Source organism: Pandoraea sp. NPDC090278 (assembly GCF_044772185.1).
Taxonomy (GTDB): Bacteria; Pseudomonadota; Gammaproteobacteria; order Burkholderiales; family Burkholderiaceae; genus Pandoraea.
The window spans coordinates 52007-70237 of sequence record NZ_JBIVYJ010000007.1 but is presented as its reverse complement, the minus strand read 5'-3'; the positions used below and the strand labels follow the sequence as shown (position 1 = coordinate 70237).

At 63.9% G+C, this 18231-nt stretch carries 6 protein-coding genes; 5 read left to right on the top strand and 1 reads right to left on the bottom strand.

What is annotated here, in order from left to right; all coding sequences use genetic code 11:
* The 3 genes from ACIQWO_RS23215 to ACIQWO_RS23205 all read left to right on the top strand — a co-directional run bounded on the left by ACIQWO_RS23215 (nucleotide 1) and on the right by ACIQWO_RS23205 (nucleotide 13919).
* On the top strand, nucleotides 1–534 hold the full coding sequence (locus ACIQWO_RS23215; RefSeq protein WP_402829310.1) for an RNA polymerase sigma factor: 534 nt from the start codon (nucleotides 1–3) through the stop codon (nucleotides 532–534).
* Between the two features lie 22 nt (nucleotides 535–556).
* Nucleotides 557–1558 (top strand): FecR family protein, encoded by a 1002-nt coding sequence (locus ACIQWO_RS23210; protein ID WP_402829308.1) that lies wholly within the window; start codon nucleotides 557–559, stop codon nucleotides 1556–1558.
* A gap of 157 nt (nucleotides 1559–1715) precedes the next feature.
* Complete coding sequence (locus ACIQWO_RS23205) at nucleotides 1716–13919, top strand: filamentous haemagglutinin family protein (protein WP_402829306.1); 12204 nt, start codon at nucleotides 1716–1718, stop codon at nucleotides 13917–13919.
* Nucleotides 13920–13983: 64 nt separating this feature from the next.
* Here ACIQWO_RS23205 and ACIQWO_RS23200 read toward each other — a convergent pair whose 3' ends face one another.
* Nucleotides 13984–14889 (bottom strand): LysR substrate-binding domain-containing protein, encoded by a 906-nt coding sequence (locus ACIQWO_RS23200; RefSeq protein ID WP_402829304.1) that lies wholly within the window; start codon nucleotides 14887–14889, stop codon nucleotides 13984–13986.
* 351 nt (nucleotides 14890–15240) lie between these two features.
* Between ACIQWO_RS23200 and ACIQWO_RS23195 the strand changes: the two genes are divergently transcribed.
* Together ACIQWO_RS23195 and ACIQWO_RS23190 are read left to right on the top strand one after the other, a co-directional pair.
* Nucleotides 15241–16848 (top strand): MFS transporter, encoded by a 1608-nt coding sequence (locus tag ACIQWO_RS23195; RefSeq protein ID WP_402829302.1) that lies wholly within the window; start codon nucleotides 15241–15243, stop codon nucleotides 16846–16848.
* A 60-nt stretch (nucleotides 16849–16908) separates the two neighbouring features.
* Entirely contained in the window at nucleotides 16909–18168 is a 1260-nt protein-coding gene (locus tag ACIQWO_RS23190; protein WP_402829300.1) for an NAD(P)/FAD-dependent oxidoreductase, read from the top strand.
* Nucleotides 18169–18231: the final 63 nt, after the last annotated feature.

Below are 18231 nucleotides of genomic sequence, written 5' to 3'. Positions count from 1 at the left end.
ATGGCCGAGAACGCGCCCCCGCTGCTGCTAGACTACCTGACCACTCGCTATCACAACCTCAAGCTGCGCTTGCGCAAGGTGCTGGGGGATGACGAACTGGCCGACGATGCACTTCACGACACATGGCTGCGCCTGAAGAAGCAAGAAGACGAGGCGTCCGGCGCGATCCAGAGTCCGGCGTCCTATCTCGTGCGGATGGCCGTCAACCTCGCCGTCGACGCACGCCGTAAACATGGCCGTACAGTCTCCGGCACCGAAATCGACGAATTGCTCGACGAGATCGCCGACGCGTCGCCCGGCCCGCTTCAGGTGACGGAGTCACGCGCCGATCTGGCCTCTCTGATGGACGTGCTTAACCGCATGCCGGAGCGTCGTCGCCAGATCGTGGTGATGGTCCGCTGGAACGGGATGACGCAACGTGAAGCAGCGCAGGCGCTGGGCGTCTCGCTGCGCACCGTGGAGTCCGATCTGCAGCGGGCCAACGATTATTTGAATGCCTATATGAGCGCTCGGGAAAACGATGAGCGGTTTTGAGCGACGCCGTTCGTCTAAGGATATGAGCCAAATCGATGCCATGACCGGCCACCCCACCACGTCCAGCGAAGTCGAGCGAGAAGCCCTGATCTGGCTTCAGTTGCTGACGTCTGGCGAGCCGAAGGCGTGGGACGTCAAAGGGTTCAAGCGCTGGATCAGTCTGAATCCGGCGCATCGCACCACATTCAACGAAGTGCGACGCCGCTGGGAAGGCATGCAACTGCCGGAAGGCGTCATGCTGCCCCCGCAGAAACCTCAAGCCACGCCGTCCAAGGTGCGCACCGCCAGCGCCTTCAACCCTCGCCGTCGCTACTGGCTCGGCTCGGCCGTGAGTCTGGCCGCCGTGGCCGGGGTGGCGAGTGTGTACCCGCCGCTTGGGTTGTGGCCCTCGCTGGCCACATGGGGCGCGGACGAGCGCACCGGCATCGGCGAGCAGCGCACGCTGTCGCTCGCACAGAACGCCCGCGTCACACTCAACACGCGCACCAGCATTCGCCGACAGACGGTCGGCGGGCAGACGGTCGGCTTCGATCTCATCTCGGGCGAGGCGGCGATCGATCTCTCGACTTCGCCCCGGCCGTTCGTCGTGGTGGCTGGTGTAGGGCGCAGCGCCGCGCAGACTGGCCGCTTCGAAGTCTGCAATCTGGATGACCGGGTGCGCGTCACTTGCCTCGAAGGAACGGTGACTGTTGAGCATCCGGCGGGACGCCACACACTGCTTGCCCGCCAGCAGACGGCTTACAACGCCAGCATGCTCAGCGTCGTCACGAACGTCGAACCGGCGCAGGTGAGCGCGTGGCGCAACGGCGAACTGGTCTTCAACCAGACACGTCTGGCCGATGTGATTACGGAGATCAACCGTTACCGGCCGGGCAAGGTCGTGCTGATGAACGATCAGGCGCGCCACCGCCCTGTCAATGGACGCTTTGCCATCGCGTCGCTCGATCTTGCGCTCGAACAACTCGAACATGCCTTTGGTCTGAACGCCCAGTCGTTGCCCGGGAAGGTCCTCATCCTGACCTGACAAAAAAATACTGCGGTATTTGCGATGTCTCTTCCGTCATAGGGCATCGCGCATGCCGACTTGATGCCCATCGAGGTCTCAGGAGGTGAGCGCACGACGAACCCGGATTCGCGCACAGAACGCCGTCCGGGCGATACGACCTCACTTACGGGCAGGCATGGAAATGGGCATTGGCGAGCGCAGCGTCAAGCAGGGATCACAACGCGACAACAGGGTGGTGCTTCGCAAGGTGCCTATCGCACAGGCAATTGCATTGACGCTGGCGACGATGGGTGCGGTCGGTGAAGTCCACGCGCAGCAAGCGTTCAGCAGCCAGTGGTTTGCCGCGCGAGGCGCAGCGCAGGCCACGGCGTCGCAAACGGGCCGTCTGCCGAACGGCATGCCGGTCACGTCGCTGATGGATCCGTCAGCACAGCAGCAACAGGCGAACGCGCAATTGCAGCGCTCCATTGCAAATCTCGGCTCCGCCGCACAAAACATTGCCGCCATGCAGGCAGCGCAGGCCAATGCGCGCACGGCTGCAGCCAACACGCCCGCCACGATCCCCGACGGTCTCACCGAAGGCGGTCTCAAAGTCGATACGAACAGCCTGACGCAGGGCTGGATCAACGCCAACGCGCCGACGCAGTCGACGTCGAACGGCAAGACCAACGTCAATATCCAGCAGACGGCCGACAAGGCGATCCTGAACTGGGAGACCTACAACGTCGGACGCAACACGTCCGTCAACTTTGCACAACAAAGCGACTGGGCGGTGCTCAACCGTGTGAACGATCCGAGCGCGCGTCCGAGTCAGATTCAGGGGGCGATTCACGGCGATGGCACCGTGATGATCCTGAACCGCAACGGCGTTATTTTCGGTGGCACGAGTCAGGTCGACACGCGCAACCTCGTCGTCGCGGCAGCGAAGATGTCCGACGCGCAATTCCGCACGGGCGGACTCTACGGCGCGAGCGGTACGACACCGAGCTTTACGGACGCGCTCGGGAACGTCGAAGTGCAGGCCGGGGCGAACATCGCGACCCGCACGCCGACGTCGGTCACGCAAGGTGGCGGCTATGTGCTGATGCTCGGCAAACAGGTCAGCAATGCAGGCACCATCGTCGCGCCGCAAGGTCAGGTGGCGATGTCGGCTGGCGACAGCTTCGTGATTCGCAAGGGCTACGGGACCGACGCGAATCTTCCGTCGACTACGCGCGGTAACGAAGTGTCGCCGCAGTTCGTCGCACAAAGTACGGCGGGCAAGGTCGTCAACACCGGCTTGCTGATGACACCGGAGGGCGACATCACGATGGCGGGACGCGATGTCCGCCAGCTCGGTGTGGCGGTGTCGACAACCTCCGTCAACACGCGCGGCACGATCCACCTGCTGAATTCGGCGAGCGACACGTTGGGTAGTGTCACGCTCGGCAGCGGCGCACTCACGTCGGTCCTGCTCAGCGACAACGGCGCGACGGCGCTCGATAGCCAGCGCGCGGCGATGATTCAGGACTCCGCCGTACAGGACGCGCTCCGCAACAAAAGTGCTACCGGCATTTTCGACAACCTGTCTGCGCTCACGGATCGTCGCGATCAGTCGCGCGTGGAAATCGTGACCGGTGGGAACGTCGAGTTTCAGGGCGACTCTCTGACGCTCGCCACCGGCGGTCAGATCGCTGTGAGCGCCGCGCGCCGCAGTTTCGTCGCGAGCCGCGCGCAACTCGATGTGTCGGGCGCGGTGGGCGTGTCGCTGTCGATGGATAGCAACAACGTCAAGGTCAACGTGCAGGGCAATGAGCAACGCGACGCGCCCGGCAACCGCGACAACCTGGCGCTGAACAATGCGAACGTCTACATCGACCGTCGACGTCTGGTGTATGTGCCTGCGGCTGTCGGCGGCTATGCCAACGAGCGCTGGTACACACCGGGCGGCTTGCTCGAAGTCGGCGGGTATCTCTCGAATCAGGGGCACGGCATCGGAGAGTGGGCCGCGCAGGGCGGCACCGTCACGTTGGGCGGCAAGGAGGTCGTGACGCAAACGGGCGCGACGATCAACCTCTCCGGCGGTTCACTGAATGTGCAGACCGGCTACCTGAATCAGTCTTGGCTCAAGGGTGTCGACGGTCAGCTCTACAACGTCAACACGGCACCGTCGAACGTGCTGTACACGGGCGTGTACAACGGCTTCGAAGTCGATCACCCACGCTGGGGCAAGAGCGCGACGGAAGCGTACGCCAGCCCGTTGATCGCGCCGACGAAGGTGCTGCAAAACGGCTACTCCGTCGGTCGCGACGCTGGTCGTCTGAACATTGCTGCGCCGACGGCGGTGCTCGAAGGCGACGTGATCGCCAACGTCTATACCGGTCCGGTGCAGACGCAGATACGCACCGTCGGTCTGACCGACGGCTATGCGTTGAGCCAGTTCGCCGTGGCGCGCGCCGGTTCGCTCATGCTCGGCCAGTACACGGGCGTGGGACGCACTGGCGTGTTCGCCAGCGATGTGCAGATCGGTGCGGTGCCCGACATCACGTCCGCGATGCAGGTGGCCGACGCGCTCGATACGTCGCGGGGCAATACGGTGTGGCTCGACGCGTCACGCATGACGCAGACGCGATTCGGCGAAATCGACCTCGCAACAAGTGGCAGCATCGCCGTCAATTCGGATCTTCAACTGGACAACGGCGGCCGTTTGACGCTGATAGCACCCGTCATCGATCTGAAGGGCAACATCACGGTGCCGGGCGGTATCGTCAGCGTTTCCAACATGCTGTGGCGCGCGGGCGATGCGTTCGCCACGGCGATTGCACCTGCAAAGGGCAACGCGCACATCACGCTGGCCCCCGGATTCACTGTCAGTACGCGCGGCGTCTGGGTGAATGCCGCGCAGGACCCGAACACTACCCCGCTCGCGGCGTTCATCAATGGCGGTAACGTCACCTTCGACACGACAGGTGACCTCACGATTGCCAACGGTAGCCTGATCGATGTGTCCTCCGGCGGCGCGGTGCTCGCAGGAGGCAAGACGAGAGGCGGTACGGGCGGCAATGTCACGCTGATCGCCGGTGATCCGATTTCAGGATCGAGCGTCGGCACGCTGGTCTTCGATGGCAACGTGCAGGCTTACGGCGCGAACGGCGGCGGCAAGCTCACGATCTCGACACCGGACAGTATTCTCATCGGCAACAACGCAGGTATTGCCGGGGGGACGCTCGCCGCCGGAACACCCGCAGCGGTCGCCGTGAAGCTCGCGCAGACGCTTACCGTCGGCGCGGGCACGCCGCTGCCGATGCAGTACATCGAGAAACACACCACCCTCGTCCTCGATGCGCCGTTGCAGGCTGACATTTATATGAACACCCCGCCCACCGATGCCACGCAGGCCGACTGGGTCGTGCCACAGGGCATCCTCTTTCAGTCGCAGCAAAACGGGGGGACGAACTATTACGCCCCGGGCGACACGATACCCAAGGGGACCTTCATCACCGGCTGGAGTGGCTACGGCGTGCTTCCGAAAGGAACGATTATCCCGTCGGCCGTCTTCCCCAACGGGATTCCTGTACTGCCTTACCAATTCGTCTATGCGGCGGGTAGCGTCCTCACGACACCGATAACGTATCCCGTTGGCGCAATTATTCCCGCAGGCACGAAGCTTGCGCAGACGGTCGCTGTCGCGAGTGTGCCGATGTTCAATGCCGGTAACTCGGGAAGTGGCGGTTCCCTGTTCGCTTCGGGCTTCGCGTCATACGACATCAACGGTGGGCAGGGCGTACGTGTGGACAACGGCGTGGCGCTTGCGCCGGTGATACCTGTCTATCGCTTCACGGCGGACAGCCTGAAAGCGGCGACCGGCAGCGCCCCGTCTCAAGCCATGGCGCTGTGGACGCCACCCCTGTTTGCCGACAATCCCCTGACCGATACGATCTCGCAGCGTGTGGGCGCCAGTATCGCGCTGCGCTCGCAGCGCAAAAACGATCAGGGCAATTCGACGGGCGGCCCCGTTGTGGTTGCGACGGGCGCATCGATTACGGTTGATCCGGGTCAGAGCATCACGCTCGAAGGGGCGGGACAGATGACGGTCGACGGCACGCTGAGTGCCCGCGCTGGCAAGATCAATCTGATCGGCGATGCCGATGGCAGCGCCCCGACACTGGTCAATTTCGCTGCTGACGGGACGCTATTCGGCACATCGCTCTGGCTTGGCGCGAACGCGAAACTCGATGTCTCCGGGCTGGGCTATTCGGCGGTGGACGCCAACGGTCGCACCTACGGCACGATCTTCGACGGCGGGTCGATCAACGTGAACGGAGCGACATCGTTCGTCGTGATTCGTCCGGGCGCAGAGCTGAACGCCGACGGCGCGAACCTGAGCGTCGATGCCGCGACGGTGCCGGGTCAGTCCACAAACGCCAGTGGTCGCATGACGCGTGTATCGAGCGGCGGTGCCATCGCGCTGATTTCGGGCGCTGGCCTGCAACTCGACGGCAATCTGCATGCGTTTTCGGGCGGTGCCGGGGCGTCGGGCGGCGACTTGTCCGTATCGATGATTACGCCGCAGTACCCCACGCTGACGGTGGGGGCGCCGACCAGCGTGCTTGTCCCAAGCACGCTCTTCGTCACGCAGTCGCGGGCGGCGGCCCCTGACCTTTCGGGGCCGGGCGCACCGGTGGCCGCGCTGCCGCTCGGGGTGGCAACCGTGAGCGCCGACATGGTCCGCGAGGGCGGCTTCAGTTCGCTCTCGCTCACGTCAACCGACTTCATGCAGTTCAAGGGCGACGTGTCGCTCGCGCTCGACAAGAGCGTCAGGCTCAGTGCCGGGGCATATACGTCGGGACTGCCGTTGATCCCGAACAGCGATCCGAAGGCGAGCGCCCCCAGCAACACGGTGCGTATCGCGGCGCCTTACGTGCTGTTTAGCGCGACCCCGCTCACGGTCCCGGACGGCATGGCGAGCGGCACCATCGCCAATCCTGGCGCCTCGGCGCGGCCGACGTCGGCCACGTTCGAGATCGACGCCAATCTCATCGACGTGAAAGGCCCGACGGTGTTCGGGGCGAGCCGCGCCTATTACGACTCGGTGAACTACGTGTGGGTCGACATTTCGTCGCCCGGCTTTCGCATGGCCAAGCTCGTCAGCCAGGGCGACATTCGGTTCCTGGCGGCGCCGTCGCTCCAACGGGGCACCACGCTTCTCAGTGCGTGGGACATGGAACTCGATGGCGCACAGATTTACCCGACGACGGGCGCGGTGGCGAACATCGTCGCCGGTCAGCAAAGCGTCACCAACTATGCCGGGACGCTCACGCTAGGCCGCACCACGGCGGCGCTGCCCGACACGCCGCTGTCCGTGCAGGGCACGCTGTTTCTGGCCGCACCGAATATCCGTCAGGGCGGCGTGGTGCGTGCCCCGTTCGGCCGAATCCTGATCGGACCACCGACCGCTTCGATCGGCAATGTTACGGTGAACGACATCGAGTTTCTGCCCGGCAGCGTGACGTCCGTATCGATGAATGGTGTGACGGTGCCTTACGGTGGCACCGTCGATGGCGTGACTTACACCTACAACGGCACCCCTGTCACGGCGCTCACGGGTAACGGGATCGGATATGCCGCTGGCTCCGGCATTACGCTGGAAGGCCTGACGATGCGCGTCGACAATGGCGCTGTGCTTGACCTGTCGGGCGGCGGCACGCTTGCAGGCGCAGGCTTCGTGTCGGGACGTGGCGGTTCCGTCAATGTGCTGAACACCCCGCTCGTCAATGCAAACCCGACGATGAAGCTGAGCCAGGCGACCGACAAGGTCTACGCCATCGTGCCCGGTTACAACTCGCCGTATGCGCCAGTCGCGGCGGAGAATGGCGCGGGCGACCCGGTGTTGGGGCAGCGCATCACCATCGGCGACGGCGTGCCGGGGCTGCCTGCCGGTACCTACACGCTGCTGCCGTCGAACTATGCGCTGCTGCCCGGTGCCTATCGCGTCGAGATCGGCGGCACAGGGCAGACACTCCCGGCAACCACGACAGCCACAGGCAACGGCACGTATCTGACGGCCGGTTACACGAGCATCGCGAATACGTCATCGCGCAGCCAGTTGCCGTCGACGTTGCTCGTGACGCCCGGCACCGCCGTGCGCAAGTATTCGCAATACAACGAGCAGGACTACAGCACGTTCTTCACGAATCAGGTTCAGCAGTTCGGTGGCCTGATGCCGATGTTGCCGCGCGACGGCAAGGGTCTTCAGATCACGTTCGACGTGCCCTACGCCCCGGACCCGATGCCCACGACGACCGTGCTGAAATTCGACGGCAGCGCGTTGTTGCAACCTGCGACGGGTGGTGTGGCGGGCCAGGTTGCCGTGCTCAACATCGGCGAAATCACGAACGGGGAGCCGACGCCCGGCTTCAACGGCTTGTCGGTGAACGCAAGCGACCTGAATGCCATCGGTGCGCCGCGATTGAGCATCAACGGGACGTCGGGGCCGCTCAATGGGACGCTCTACTTCAACATCAGTCCGCGTGCCGGGGATCTGTATGTTCGCGACGGCGTCACGCTGAGTGCCGGGGAAATCTATCTCGTCGGCAACAATCTGAACATCGGCAACGATGTAACGCTGTCCACCGTTGGGCGGGGCCCGGCCGTGATCGACACCGCGTCGACGGGCATGAAGTTCTCACCGGGCGGATCGACCGTGCTGGCGCTCTCCAACGGCGATGTCCAGTTCCTCGGGTCGGCGAGCAGCAACGGGTCGATCAATATCGGCGCCCGCTCGGGACTCTATTCCGAGGGTACGCTGGCGTTTGCCACCAACGGTGCGTCGAGCATCGACAGCAGCGCCCATTTCGGCGCCCGCTACATCGCGCTGGCGGTCGGCACGCTGAATGTCGGCGATGCTGCGCAGCTCGCGGCCGTTGGTAATCCGGCAGGCGTGATGTTCAATCAGTCGCTGCTCAACACGTTGCTGCAAGGCGATGCGACACACGGCGCACCCGCACTGCAACGTCTCACGCTGAGCACGGCAAACGCCATCAATCTGTTCGGCAGCAACGGACTCGACACACGCGGCACCGGTGTCGATCTTGTGCTGAATTCGTCTGCGATCTACGGCGCGGGCGCGTCGGCCGATCAGTCGGTCATTGCGGCCGACCGGATTATCTGGAACGGCGTGCAGGGCGCGAGCGTACCGGTGGTGACGACCGGCGGTGCCGGAACCGGCCTCGGCTCGCTTCGACTCGTCGCCCGTGAGATTGACCTCGGTCAAACCACGACGCTCGACACGACCAACCCGAGTCGCACGATCTACGGCTTCAACGACGTCAACCTCGCCGCGAGCGACCGGATCGTGTCGGCAGGACGCGGCTCGCTGTACGTGTATCAGGCACCGAGCACACAAGCGGGCGATGTGTTCGGACAAAGCGGCACCGGCGGCAACCTGACGCTCACCACGCCACTGCTGACCGGCGCGGCGAAGTCCATCATGAACTACACGGCGGGCGGGACGTTGCGTCTGGTCGCGCCCGCAGGCGTGACACCGAGCAACACTATGACGACCGTCGCCGGTGCGGAGATCGACCTGACCGGCGGTAATGTGAGCCTCGGCAGCACTGTGCTGCTGCCCAGCGGCAAGTTCGTGGTCAAGGCCGCGAACGACATCGTGCTCGACAGCGCGAGCCGGATCGATCTGAGCGGTCAGTCGACGACCATTCAGAACGCCACGGTCGACGGCTTCGGTGGCACCGTCGTCTTCGACAGCGCGCAGGGCAACTTCCGGCAACTGGCGGGCTCGCTGCTCGATGTGTCGGCGAAAAGCGCCGGTGCGGGCAACGTCTCAATCGATGCGGCAAACGGGGTCGTCGCGTTGGACGGCAGCGTGCGCGGTGCGGCGAACGACGGCTACACGAGCGGCGCGTTCGGCGCGTCGGCGCGCACGTTTGCGGACTTCGCCGGGCTGAATGCGAAGCTGACGCAAGGCGGATTCTTCGACACGCGCAGCTTCGATCAGAAGCAGGGCGATCTGCTGGTTGGCAACGGGGTGAAGGCACGCAACGTGAACATTGCCGCCGACGCTGGCGCGCTCACCGTCAACGGCATCATCGATGCATCGGGGGCTGCGCCGGGCACCATCCGTCTCTCGGCGAGCAACGGGCTGACGCTCGGCAGCAACGCGGTACTCGACGCGCACGGCACCAAGCTGCAAGTCGATAGCTATGGCGCGCCCATCGAGGCGAAGAATCGTGGACACATCGAGTTGACCGCTGCGGGCGGCACGCTGACGCTGTCGCCGGGGGCTACGCTCGACGTGAGCGCGCCGGGCGGAACGCACTTCGGGGACGTGATCCTCAACGCCATGCGCACAGCGGAAACGGCAGGTGACGTGGCCATCGATGCCGCCGGACCGCTCACGATTCGCGGGGCGGACAGCATTGCGCTCAATGGTGTCTGGACATACACGCTGCCCTCCGGCAGCGTGATCACGCAGAGCACGCTCGATGGCTACGACGCAGCTAACACGGCGTTCATGAACAGCGCTGGGGCCAACGGGGCGCTGTCTGCGCGCACAGCAGGCCTCTCGGCGTATGGCAACGTCTATCACTTGCGTCCGGGCGTGCAGATCGCATCGACGGGCGATCTCTCGACGTCCGGCGATATCGATCTCGCCAAATATCGCTACGGCGCGGGGGCCGACCGCAATCCGTCGTCGGCAACTTACGGCGCGGGTGAACCTCTGGCGCTGGTGCTTCGCGCAGGTGGCAATCTCAAAATCGACGGCAGCATTTCCGACGGATTCACCGGTACGGTCGCGGGCGCGCCCGCCTTCTCGACATTGACGCCAACGACGTTCTCGACCGACACGGCGCATTTCGCCAGGCAAGGCACCATCCTTTGGAGAATGCTGCCGAACAACGTGATGCAAGTGAGCGACCCGGCGGGTTGGGTGGTGCCGACGCTCAATACGGGCGGTATCTTGCCCGCACCGTTCCGGCCAATGGCAGATAACGGTACGACTTATGCCAGCGGCGCGGTCATTCCTTACGGCACGAAATTGAGTCGGTTGTATGTGCCGGTGGGGGCCGAAGCATCGGCCGCGCAGAGTTTGAAACTTCAGACAGATGCAGGCACACCAGCGGCCTCGGCAACGTCGGCACGCGCGAGCCTGCTCGCAGCGGGAAGCCGCTCGGCATCGCTGCGGCTGGTCGCGGGCGCGGACCTGTCGGCTGCCGATCAGCGCGGCTTGCAGCGCGTGGCGGCATTGGCTGGCAGCGGCAATCTCACCTTGAGCGACAGCGCGTACGATGCGTCGCAAACCGGTACGTTCTTCAGCGTGCTGCGCACCGGCACCGGCGCGCTTGACCTGCTGGCCGGTGGTAGCTTCAGCGAAGCCACACCGTACGGCATCTATACCGCCGGAACGCAGTCCGCGCCGATCCTGAGCGCCGACGGGCGCAACCTCTACAACCTCGCAGGTGCAGCAACCGGTAACGTGCTGCAGGCGTGGTATCCGGAGCACGGCGGCGACGTGCTGGTCCATGCGCAGCAAGACGTCAGCGGCAACCTGCAACTTGCGAACAATCCGCTGCGTTACGTGGACAGCAATCTGGTCTCGAACTGGCTGACCCGTCAGGGCGGCGGCGGTGCCACGACCGACCCGACCGCGTGGTCCGTCAACTTCGGCGCACTGGCGAGGACGGACGCCAATGCCACCGACATGCAACTGATCGGCTTCCAGGGGATCGGTACGCTTGGCGGCGGCAACCTGACGGTGATTGCCGGGCGCGACGCCGGTGTGATGACGGGAACCGGGGGACAGACTTCGACGGGGCTCGATCTGGCCGTGGCGTCGACCGGCCGGGTGCGCGCGGACGGCACGCTGGTGCAGACCGGCGGTGGCGATCTCACCTTGAAGGTCGGTGGCATGCTCAACGGGGCCAGTGTCGGGAGCGTCAACAACTACGCCAAGGACTATTTCGGCTCGCTCACGGCCCTGCGAGGCAACACAACACTCGATGCCGGTGCCATCGGCGCGATTGCGCTGCCCATCGGCTATGTCGGCGGCACGCTCGATCCACGCGCCTATGATCCGAATGCGATCAAGGGCACCAGTCGCACGGCGGGCCCGACGTTGGTGTCGGGCGACGGCGCGGTCAATGTGAATGCCCGCGGCGATCTGGTCATTGCCGGTGCAGGCGACGCGACTACGGGGTTCTTCGCTGACTCGGCGGGTGGCTATTACACGAACGCGTCGGGAGCGATCTCGAAAAGCGGCTTCACCAGATTTACCCTTTGGACACCGACTTCCGGGATCAGCTTGATGTCCGCCGGTGGCGACGTCGCGCCGTTGTCCGGCGGCGCGAACTCTGGCGACAAGGTGAACACCACGGGGTTCTACCCGGGAAGCCTGAGCGTCGCAGCCCTCAACGGCGATGTCCGCTTCGGTGAGGGGCAGACGCTTGAGCTGATGCCTTCGCCGAGCGGTCAGCTTCAGGTGCTGGCTGCCGGATCGATCTACGGCGGCCAGTCCGTTCTCGCCATGTCGGGGGCCGATATGGCGAGCGTGGCTACGCCGTTCCACCCGCTGTTCGCATCGATGCAGGGTTTCAATCCGACGACATTGACGAACGCTCCGGCCAATTCCGCCTCACGGATCAGCAATCTCAGCCCGATAGCCTTTGGCGAGGACACCGCCTCGGGCAATCTGCATGCGCAAGACGCGACACCGGCGCAGATCTACGCTGGTATCGATATCGACGATCTCCAGGTCGGCAATTCGAAAGGCGTCCTCTTTACACCGTCGAGCCAGTTCACGCCGACGCATTCGACGTGGTACGTCGCGGCCAAGCCGGTCGAGATGATTGCGGGGCGCGATATCGTCGGGACGGGCACGTTGCCGAGCACCTTCCTGAATCAGACGGACCGCGACATCTCGCTGATCACGGCGGGGCGAGACATCATCTATCAATCGGCGAACGTCGTCGGCCCGGGGCTGCTTCAGTTGCAGGCCGGACGCAACGTGTATCAGGGCTATTACGGTCAGTTGCAGAGCGTGGGCGACGTCGCCCATCCAGCGAGTACGAATAGCGGCGCGGGGATCTCGGTGCTCGGCGGCGTGGGCGCGAACGGCCCGGACTATCGAGATTTCGCCCAGCGTTACTTCGACCCGGCCAATCAGCTTGCGAGCGGTGCGGCGCTCGCTGACAGCGGTAAGGTCGTGCATGCCTATGGCGACGAACTGGTGAACTGGTTGAAGACCCGCTTCGGCTACGACGGCAAGCCTGCCGACGCGTTGGCGTACTTCCTCGCGCTGCCGTCGGCGCAGCAAGGCGTGTTCGTGCGTCAGGTCTACTTCAAGGAGTTGCTGCTGGCAGGACGCGAGTACAACGACGAAAGCAGTTCGCGCTACGGCAGCTATCTGCGCGGACGCAACGCCATCGCTACGCTGTTCCCGACGACCGATGCGCAGGGCAAACCGGTGACCTACGGCGGCGCGATTACGCTGTTCAGCAGCGTGACCGGTAGTACGACGGTCAATGGCAAGCCTGTGCCGGTCACGACCGACGCCAGCGTGCGCACGAACTTCGGGGGCAACATCCAGATGCTGAACCCGGGGGGCCGCACGCTCGTCGGTGTGGAAGGGGTGACGCCGGGCGCGACAGCGGGTGTCGTGACGCAGGGCGAGGGCGACATTCAGCTCTACAGCCGTGACAGCATCCTGCTCGGGCTCTCGCGCGTGATGACGACCTTCGGCGGCAGCATTCAGGCGTGGTCGGCGCAGGGCGACATCAACGCGGGACGTGGGGCGAAGACTACGGTGCTCTACACGCCGCCCAAGCGGGTGTACGACGCTAACGGCGACGTGACGCTCTCGCCGTCGGTGCCGTCGAGCGGCGCGGGTATTGCAACGCTCGCGCCGTTGCCGGAAGTACCACCGGGCGACGTCGATCTGGTCGCGCCGCTGGGCACGATCGATGCAGGCGAGGCCGGGGTGCGGGTGTCGGGCAACGTCAACTTCGCCGCGCTGGCGGTGGTGAATGCGGCCAACGTTCAGGTGCAGGGTAAGTCGACGGGGCTGCCGGTGATTGCGGCGGTCAATGTCGGGGCGCTGACGAATGCGAGCGCGACGGCAGCGCAGGCGTCGTCTGCGGCACAGGACGCAATGGCGCGTGAGCGCGTGGCGCAGCGACAGAACACACCCTCGATCTTCACCGTGCGCATGTTCGGTGGAGAGCCGTCGGGCGGCGCGTTTGCCCCGTCGACGTCGGTGCATCCGGGCGGTGCCACTTATGACTCCGCGAGTGCGGTCCAACTGATCGGGGTGGGCGCGGACTACGACGCGAAGCAAGTCGCACGATTGAGCGACACGCAGCGGCAAAGTCTGGCACGCGCCCGCTAGGCCGCATTAATGCACGACGTCCGGTCGGCTGCTTTCATGGGGCTGACCGGGCATCTGTCCGAGACTACGCGACAGGTTGCTGCCCAAACAACTCCGCGACGCTCTGCCGTATCCATCGACAGGCAGGGTTCTGGTGAAAGCGGGCGTGCCAGTACTGCATGATCGTGAAGGAGGGCAGGCTCACCGGCATCGGCAGCACGCGAAGTGCATTGCGCCGCTGCAGCACGTCGGCGAGCAATCGCGGGACGGTGGCCAGCAAGTCGCTGCTCGTCAGAATCTCACCGATCCCGAGATAGCTCGGAATACGCAAATGGACCCGGCGCAGCGGCGCTTCCGTCTCAAGCATTCGAATGACGGCAGCAAAGCCGCTGCCTGCGACCTTCACTTCCAGATGAGCTTCGGTCAGATAGCGCTTGAGCGTCAGACGCGAGTCGATCCTCGGATGGTTGTCGCGCAGCAGGCAAACCACATGGTCGTCGAACAGCTTCTGTTGATAGAAGCCCGCTTCGATTTGCGGCATGTAACCGATGATCAGATCGACTTCGCCGCTCTCCAGTTGAGCCGCGGTTTCCGTGGAGATATGCGTCGTCTCGATGCGCACGTTCGGGGCCTCGGCGCGCACTTTCGCGAGAATTTGCGGCAGCAACACGACCTGACTGATGTCCGTCATCGCGATGTTAAATACGCGTTGCGACGACAGCGGATCGAACACGGCCTGAAGCGACAACGTGTGCTGCAACAGGCGTAACAGCTCGCGTATCTGCGTAATAAGCGCTTCCGCATGCGGCGTCGGCCGCATCCCGCCACCGATCCGCACGAACAGTGGATCGTTGAATCGCGTTCGCAATTTGGCAAGCCCCACACTCAGCGTTGGCTGACTCAATTCGAGTTTTTCCGCTGCACGGGACACGCTTCCCGTGGCGTAGATCTCGGCAAAGATCTGAAGCAACTTCAGATCGAATTCATTCATGCCACACCCCATCGTTTGGCTTCCGGCATTGACGTCCCCCGGCGCTCGATTCCATTTCCTGAGGAAAGCGAGGATGTCATATCGCCCGGATTTTCGCCGTTGCCATGCACCGGCCGGACCACGTCGAATCCCGTCGAATCCACGTCAGGCCAAGCCGGGCGGCCTTTATTAGGTTTCGTAATAGAACGTATTGAATCCGATTTATGGACCTTACGTCGGTCAGCGTCTACCGTAGCCCAATACATGCATATCCACGCGGTCGATGACCTCCCATGAGGTCAATCGTCCCGGAAACGGCACCGATAGCCGTCATTAAATAATTCAAATACTGAATAATCAGGAGACATGCAATTGGAAACTTCGCTAACCCGGAAGCAGGAAAGTCACTGCCCACGCCCGCGAGCGCATGCGGTGAAGGGCACGCGTGTGGTGCTGGCGTCGTCCTTCGGCGCGCTGCTCGAATGGTACGACCTGTATATCTACGCCGCACTCGCCAGCACCTTCGCCCATCTGTTTTTCCCGCCGGGCAATCCGACGGCAGCGGCATTGTCGAGTCTGGCAGTGTTCGGGGCCGCCTTTGTGCTGCGACCTATCGGCGCGATTGTCTTCGGATACATCGGCGACCGTGTCGGACGCAAACGCACCTTCGGCATGACCATCGTGCTGATCGGCGGCGCAACGCTGGGTATCGGGTTGTTGCCGACCTATGCCCACATCGGCATTCTTGCGCCGACGCTCCTCGTCGTGCTGCGACTGCTTCAGGGCCTTGCGCTCGGCGGTGAGGTCGGGGGCGCAGCGACCTATCTGACGGAACATGCGGATCAGCGGCGTCGCGGCTTCATGAGCAGCTTCCTGCAAGTGACCGCGACCGGCGGTCTGGTGCTGTCGATTGCCGTAGTGACCGTGACGCGTGCGTGCATGAGCACGGCAGCGTTCGAAACCTGGGGATGGCGCGTGCCTTTCCTCGTCTCGCTGATCCTGCTGTTCATCGCGATCAAGCTGCGTGCGGGACTTGGGGAGTCGCCTGTCTTCGAACAGTACAAAGCCGAGGGCAAGCTGGCGCGCAATCCCATCGCGGCAAGCTTTCTTGACCGCAAGAATCTGAAGAACGTGTTTGTGCTGCTGTTCAGCGCGGCCTCGGGTGTTGGCGTGCTGTATGGCACAGCGCATTTCTACTCGTTCTACTTCGTCGGCACCGTCCTCAAGGTCGATCCGGAGACGACGAATCTGCTGATGGTGATGTCGTTGCTGGCGGCGGCGCCTTTCTACTTCGTTTCCGGCTGGATGTCGGACCGGTTCGGACGCAAATGGGTCATGGTGCTGGCGTGTCTCGCGGCGGCGCTGACCATTCAACCGGCGTTCAAGGGGCTGACTCATTTCGCCAATCCGGGTCTGGAAACGTTCCTCGCGAACACGACGGTCGAAGTCTCCGCCAATAACTGCAAGTTCCATCTGTTCTCCGCGCCTGGGTCCGACTGCGACAAGGTGCGCGATTTTCTGAGCGCCTCCGGGGTGTCGTACACGATGACACCGGCCACGAGCGACAGCGTCGTCACCCGCATCGGGTCGCAACGTATCGACAATTTCGACGTGCCGGCGCTTAAATCCGCACTGGAAAGCGCCGGATGGCGGGCGCACGCAGACGACCGGCAGATCAACAAGCCGATGGTGTTCCTGATTCTCTGGTACCTCATCGTGCTGCTGGCCATGGTGTACGGCCCGATTGTGGCGTTCATGGTGGAACTGTTTCCTGCGAACGTTCGCTACACGTCGCTCTCGTTGCCGTATCACATCGGGTCCGGCTGGTTCGGCGGCATGCTCCCGTTCGTTGTCTCGGCGATGAACCTCTCGTTGGGGAATGTCTATGGCGGGCTGTGGTATCCGGTCGGTGTCGCGGCGCTCTCGTTTATCGTCGGCGCGTTGTTCATGACTGAGACGCGCCACAACAAGATCGATTGATGCGACCGGTCCGATTGCCGAACGCATGAATGCCTTGAGCTCTTTTATTCAGGAATGATCATGAAGCGTATTTTGATTGTCGGTGGGGGATTTGCCGGGCTTTGGAGCGCGTTGGGCGCGGCACGCAAACTCGATGAAGCGCAGGCGACGTCGGATGTCGAAGTGGTGCTGGTGAATCCCACGGCGCATCACAGCATCCGCGTGCGCAATTACGAGGACGACCTCGATGCCACGCTCGTCCCGCTGGTCGACGTGCTGGAACCTGCTGGTGTGCGCTGGATTCGGGGAAGCGCAACGCACATCGATGCCGCCGCCAGAACGGTGACGATCGATACCGACGGCAAAGCGACGTCCGTCGCCTACGACAAGCTTGTGCTTGCGTCGGGCAGCCACTTGGCCTATGCGCCCGTCGAAGGTCTGGCGGTGCATGCTTTCGATGTGGATACGTACGAGGGCGCGCGGCGGCTGGAGCAACATCTGGCGACCGTCGTGAGGGAGGACGGCGCTGGCAAGCGAACCGTGATTGTGATCGGCGCGGGGCTGACTGGTGTCGAGCTCGCGGCCGAACTGCCGAGCCGCCTGCGCGCGCTCGTCGCAGCGCAGGGTGGGCACGCGGATCAGCAGGCATCGCGCGTGATCCTCGTCGACCGGACCTCGCTGATCGCATCGGCCATGGGCGGCGCGCAGCCTGTCATCGAACAGGCGATGACCGAGATGGGCGTGGAGATGATGCCCGGCGTCGATATCAAACGCGTGGACAGCACCGGCATCACGCTGGCCGATGGCACGCATATCGAGGCGGCTACGGTGGTCTGGTGCGGTGGCATGCGTGCGAGTCCGTTGGCGGAATGTTTCCCGGTCGAGCGCGACGCGTTGGGCCGTTTGCCTGTCGACAAGAACATGCAGGTCGACGGTGTCGCGAACGTCTTCGCCGCGGGTGACGTAGCGCGTGCGCTCTTCGAGGACGGCAAGCACGCGTCCGTCATGTCGTGCCAGCACGGACGCCCGATGGGGCGCTTCGCGGGACACAACGTGGCCGCCGACTTGCTCGGCCTGCCGATGCTGCCGCTCGACATCGACTGGTACACGACGATTGTCGATCTCGGCCCGTGGGGGGCGGTCTACACCGAAGGCTGGGACCGCAAGCTAGCGGCGCAGGGACAGCTCGCTAAAAAAGTCAAACAGGTCATCAACTGCGAGCGCATTTACCCGCCGCGCACAGGCGTACGGGCCGACCTCTTCAAGGCCGCCGAGCCGTCCGTTCAGGCCCCGCCGCCCATCGGCAAACAAACGTCGGTCGACGCCAGCGCGGAAGGTTGACGACGACGCGCTGCGTCCTCGCTTCCCCGTGAGTCGCACGCTGCTATCGAATCAAGTCGTCTG

Coding starts and splice junctions, on each gene's coding strand:
- ACIQWO_RS23190 (WP_402829300.1), top strand. CDS start 16,909: ATGAAGCGTATTTTGATTGTCGGTGGGGGATTTGCCGGGCTTTGGAGC.
- ACIQWO_RS23210 (WP_402829308.1), top strand. CDS start 557: ATGAGCCAAATCGATGCCATGACCGGCCACCCCACCACGTCCAGCGAA.
- ACIQWO_RS23215 (WP_402829310.1), top strand. CDS start 1: ATGGCCGAGAACGCGCCCCCGCTGCTGCTAGACTACCTGACCACTCGC.
- ACIQWO_RS23205 (WP_402829306.1), top strand. CDS start 1,716: ATGGAAATGGGCATTGGCGAGCGCAGCGTCAAGCAGGGATCACAACGC.
- ACIQWO_RS23200 (WP_402829304.1), bottom strand. CDS start 14,889: ATGAATGAATTCGATCTGAAGTTGCTTCAGATCTTTGCCGAGATCTAC.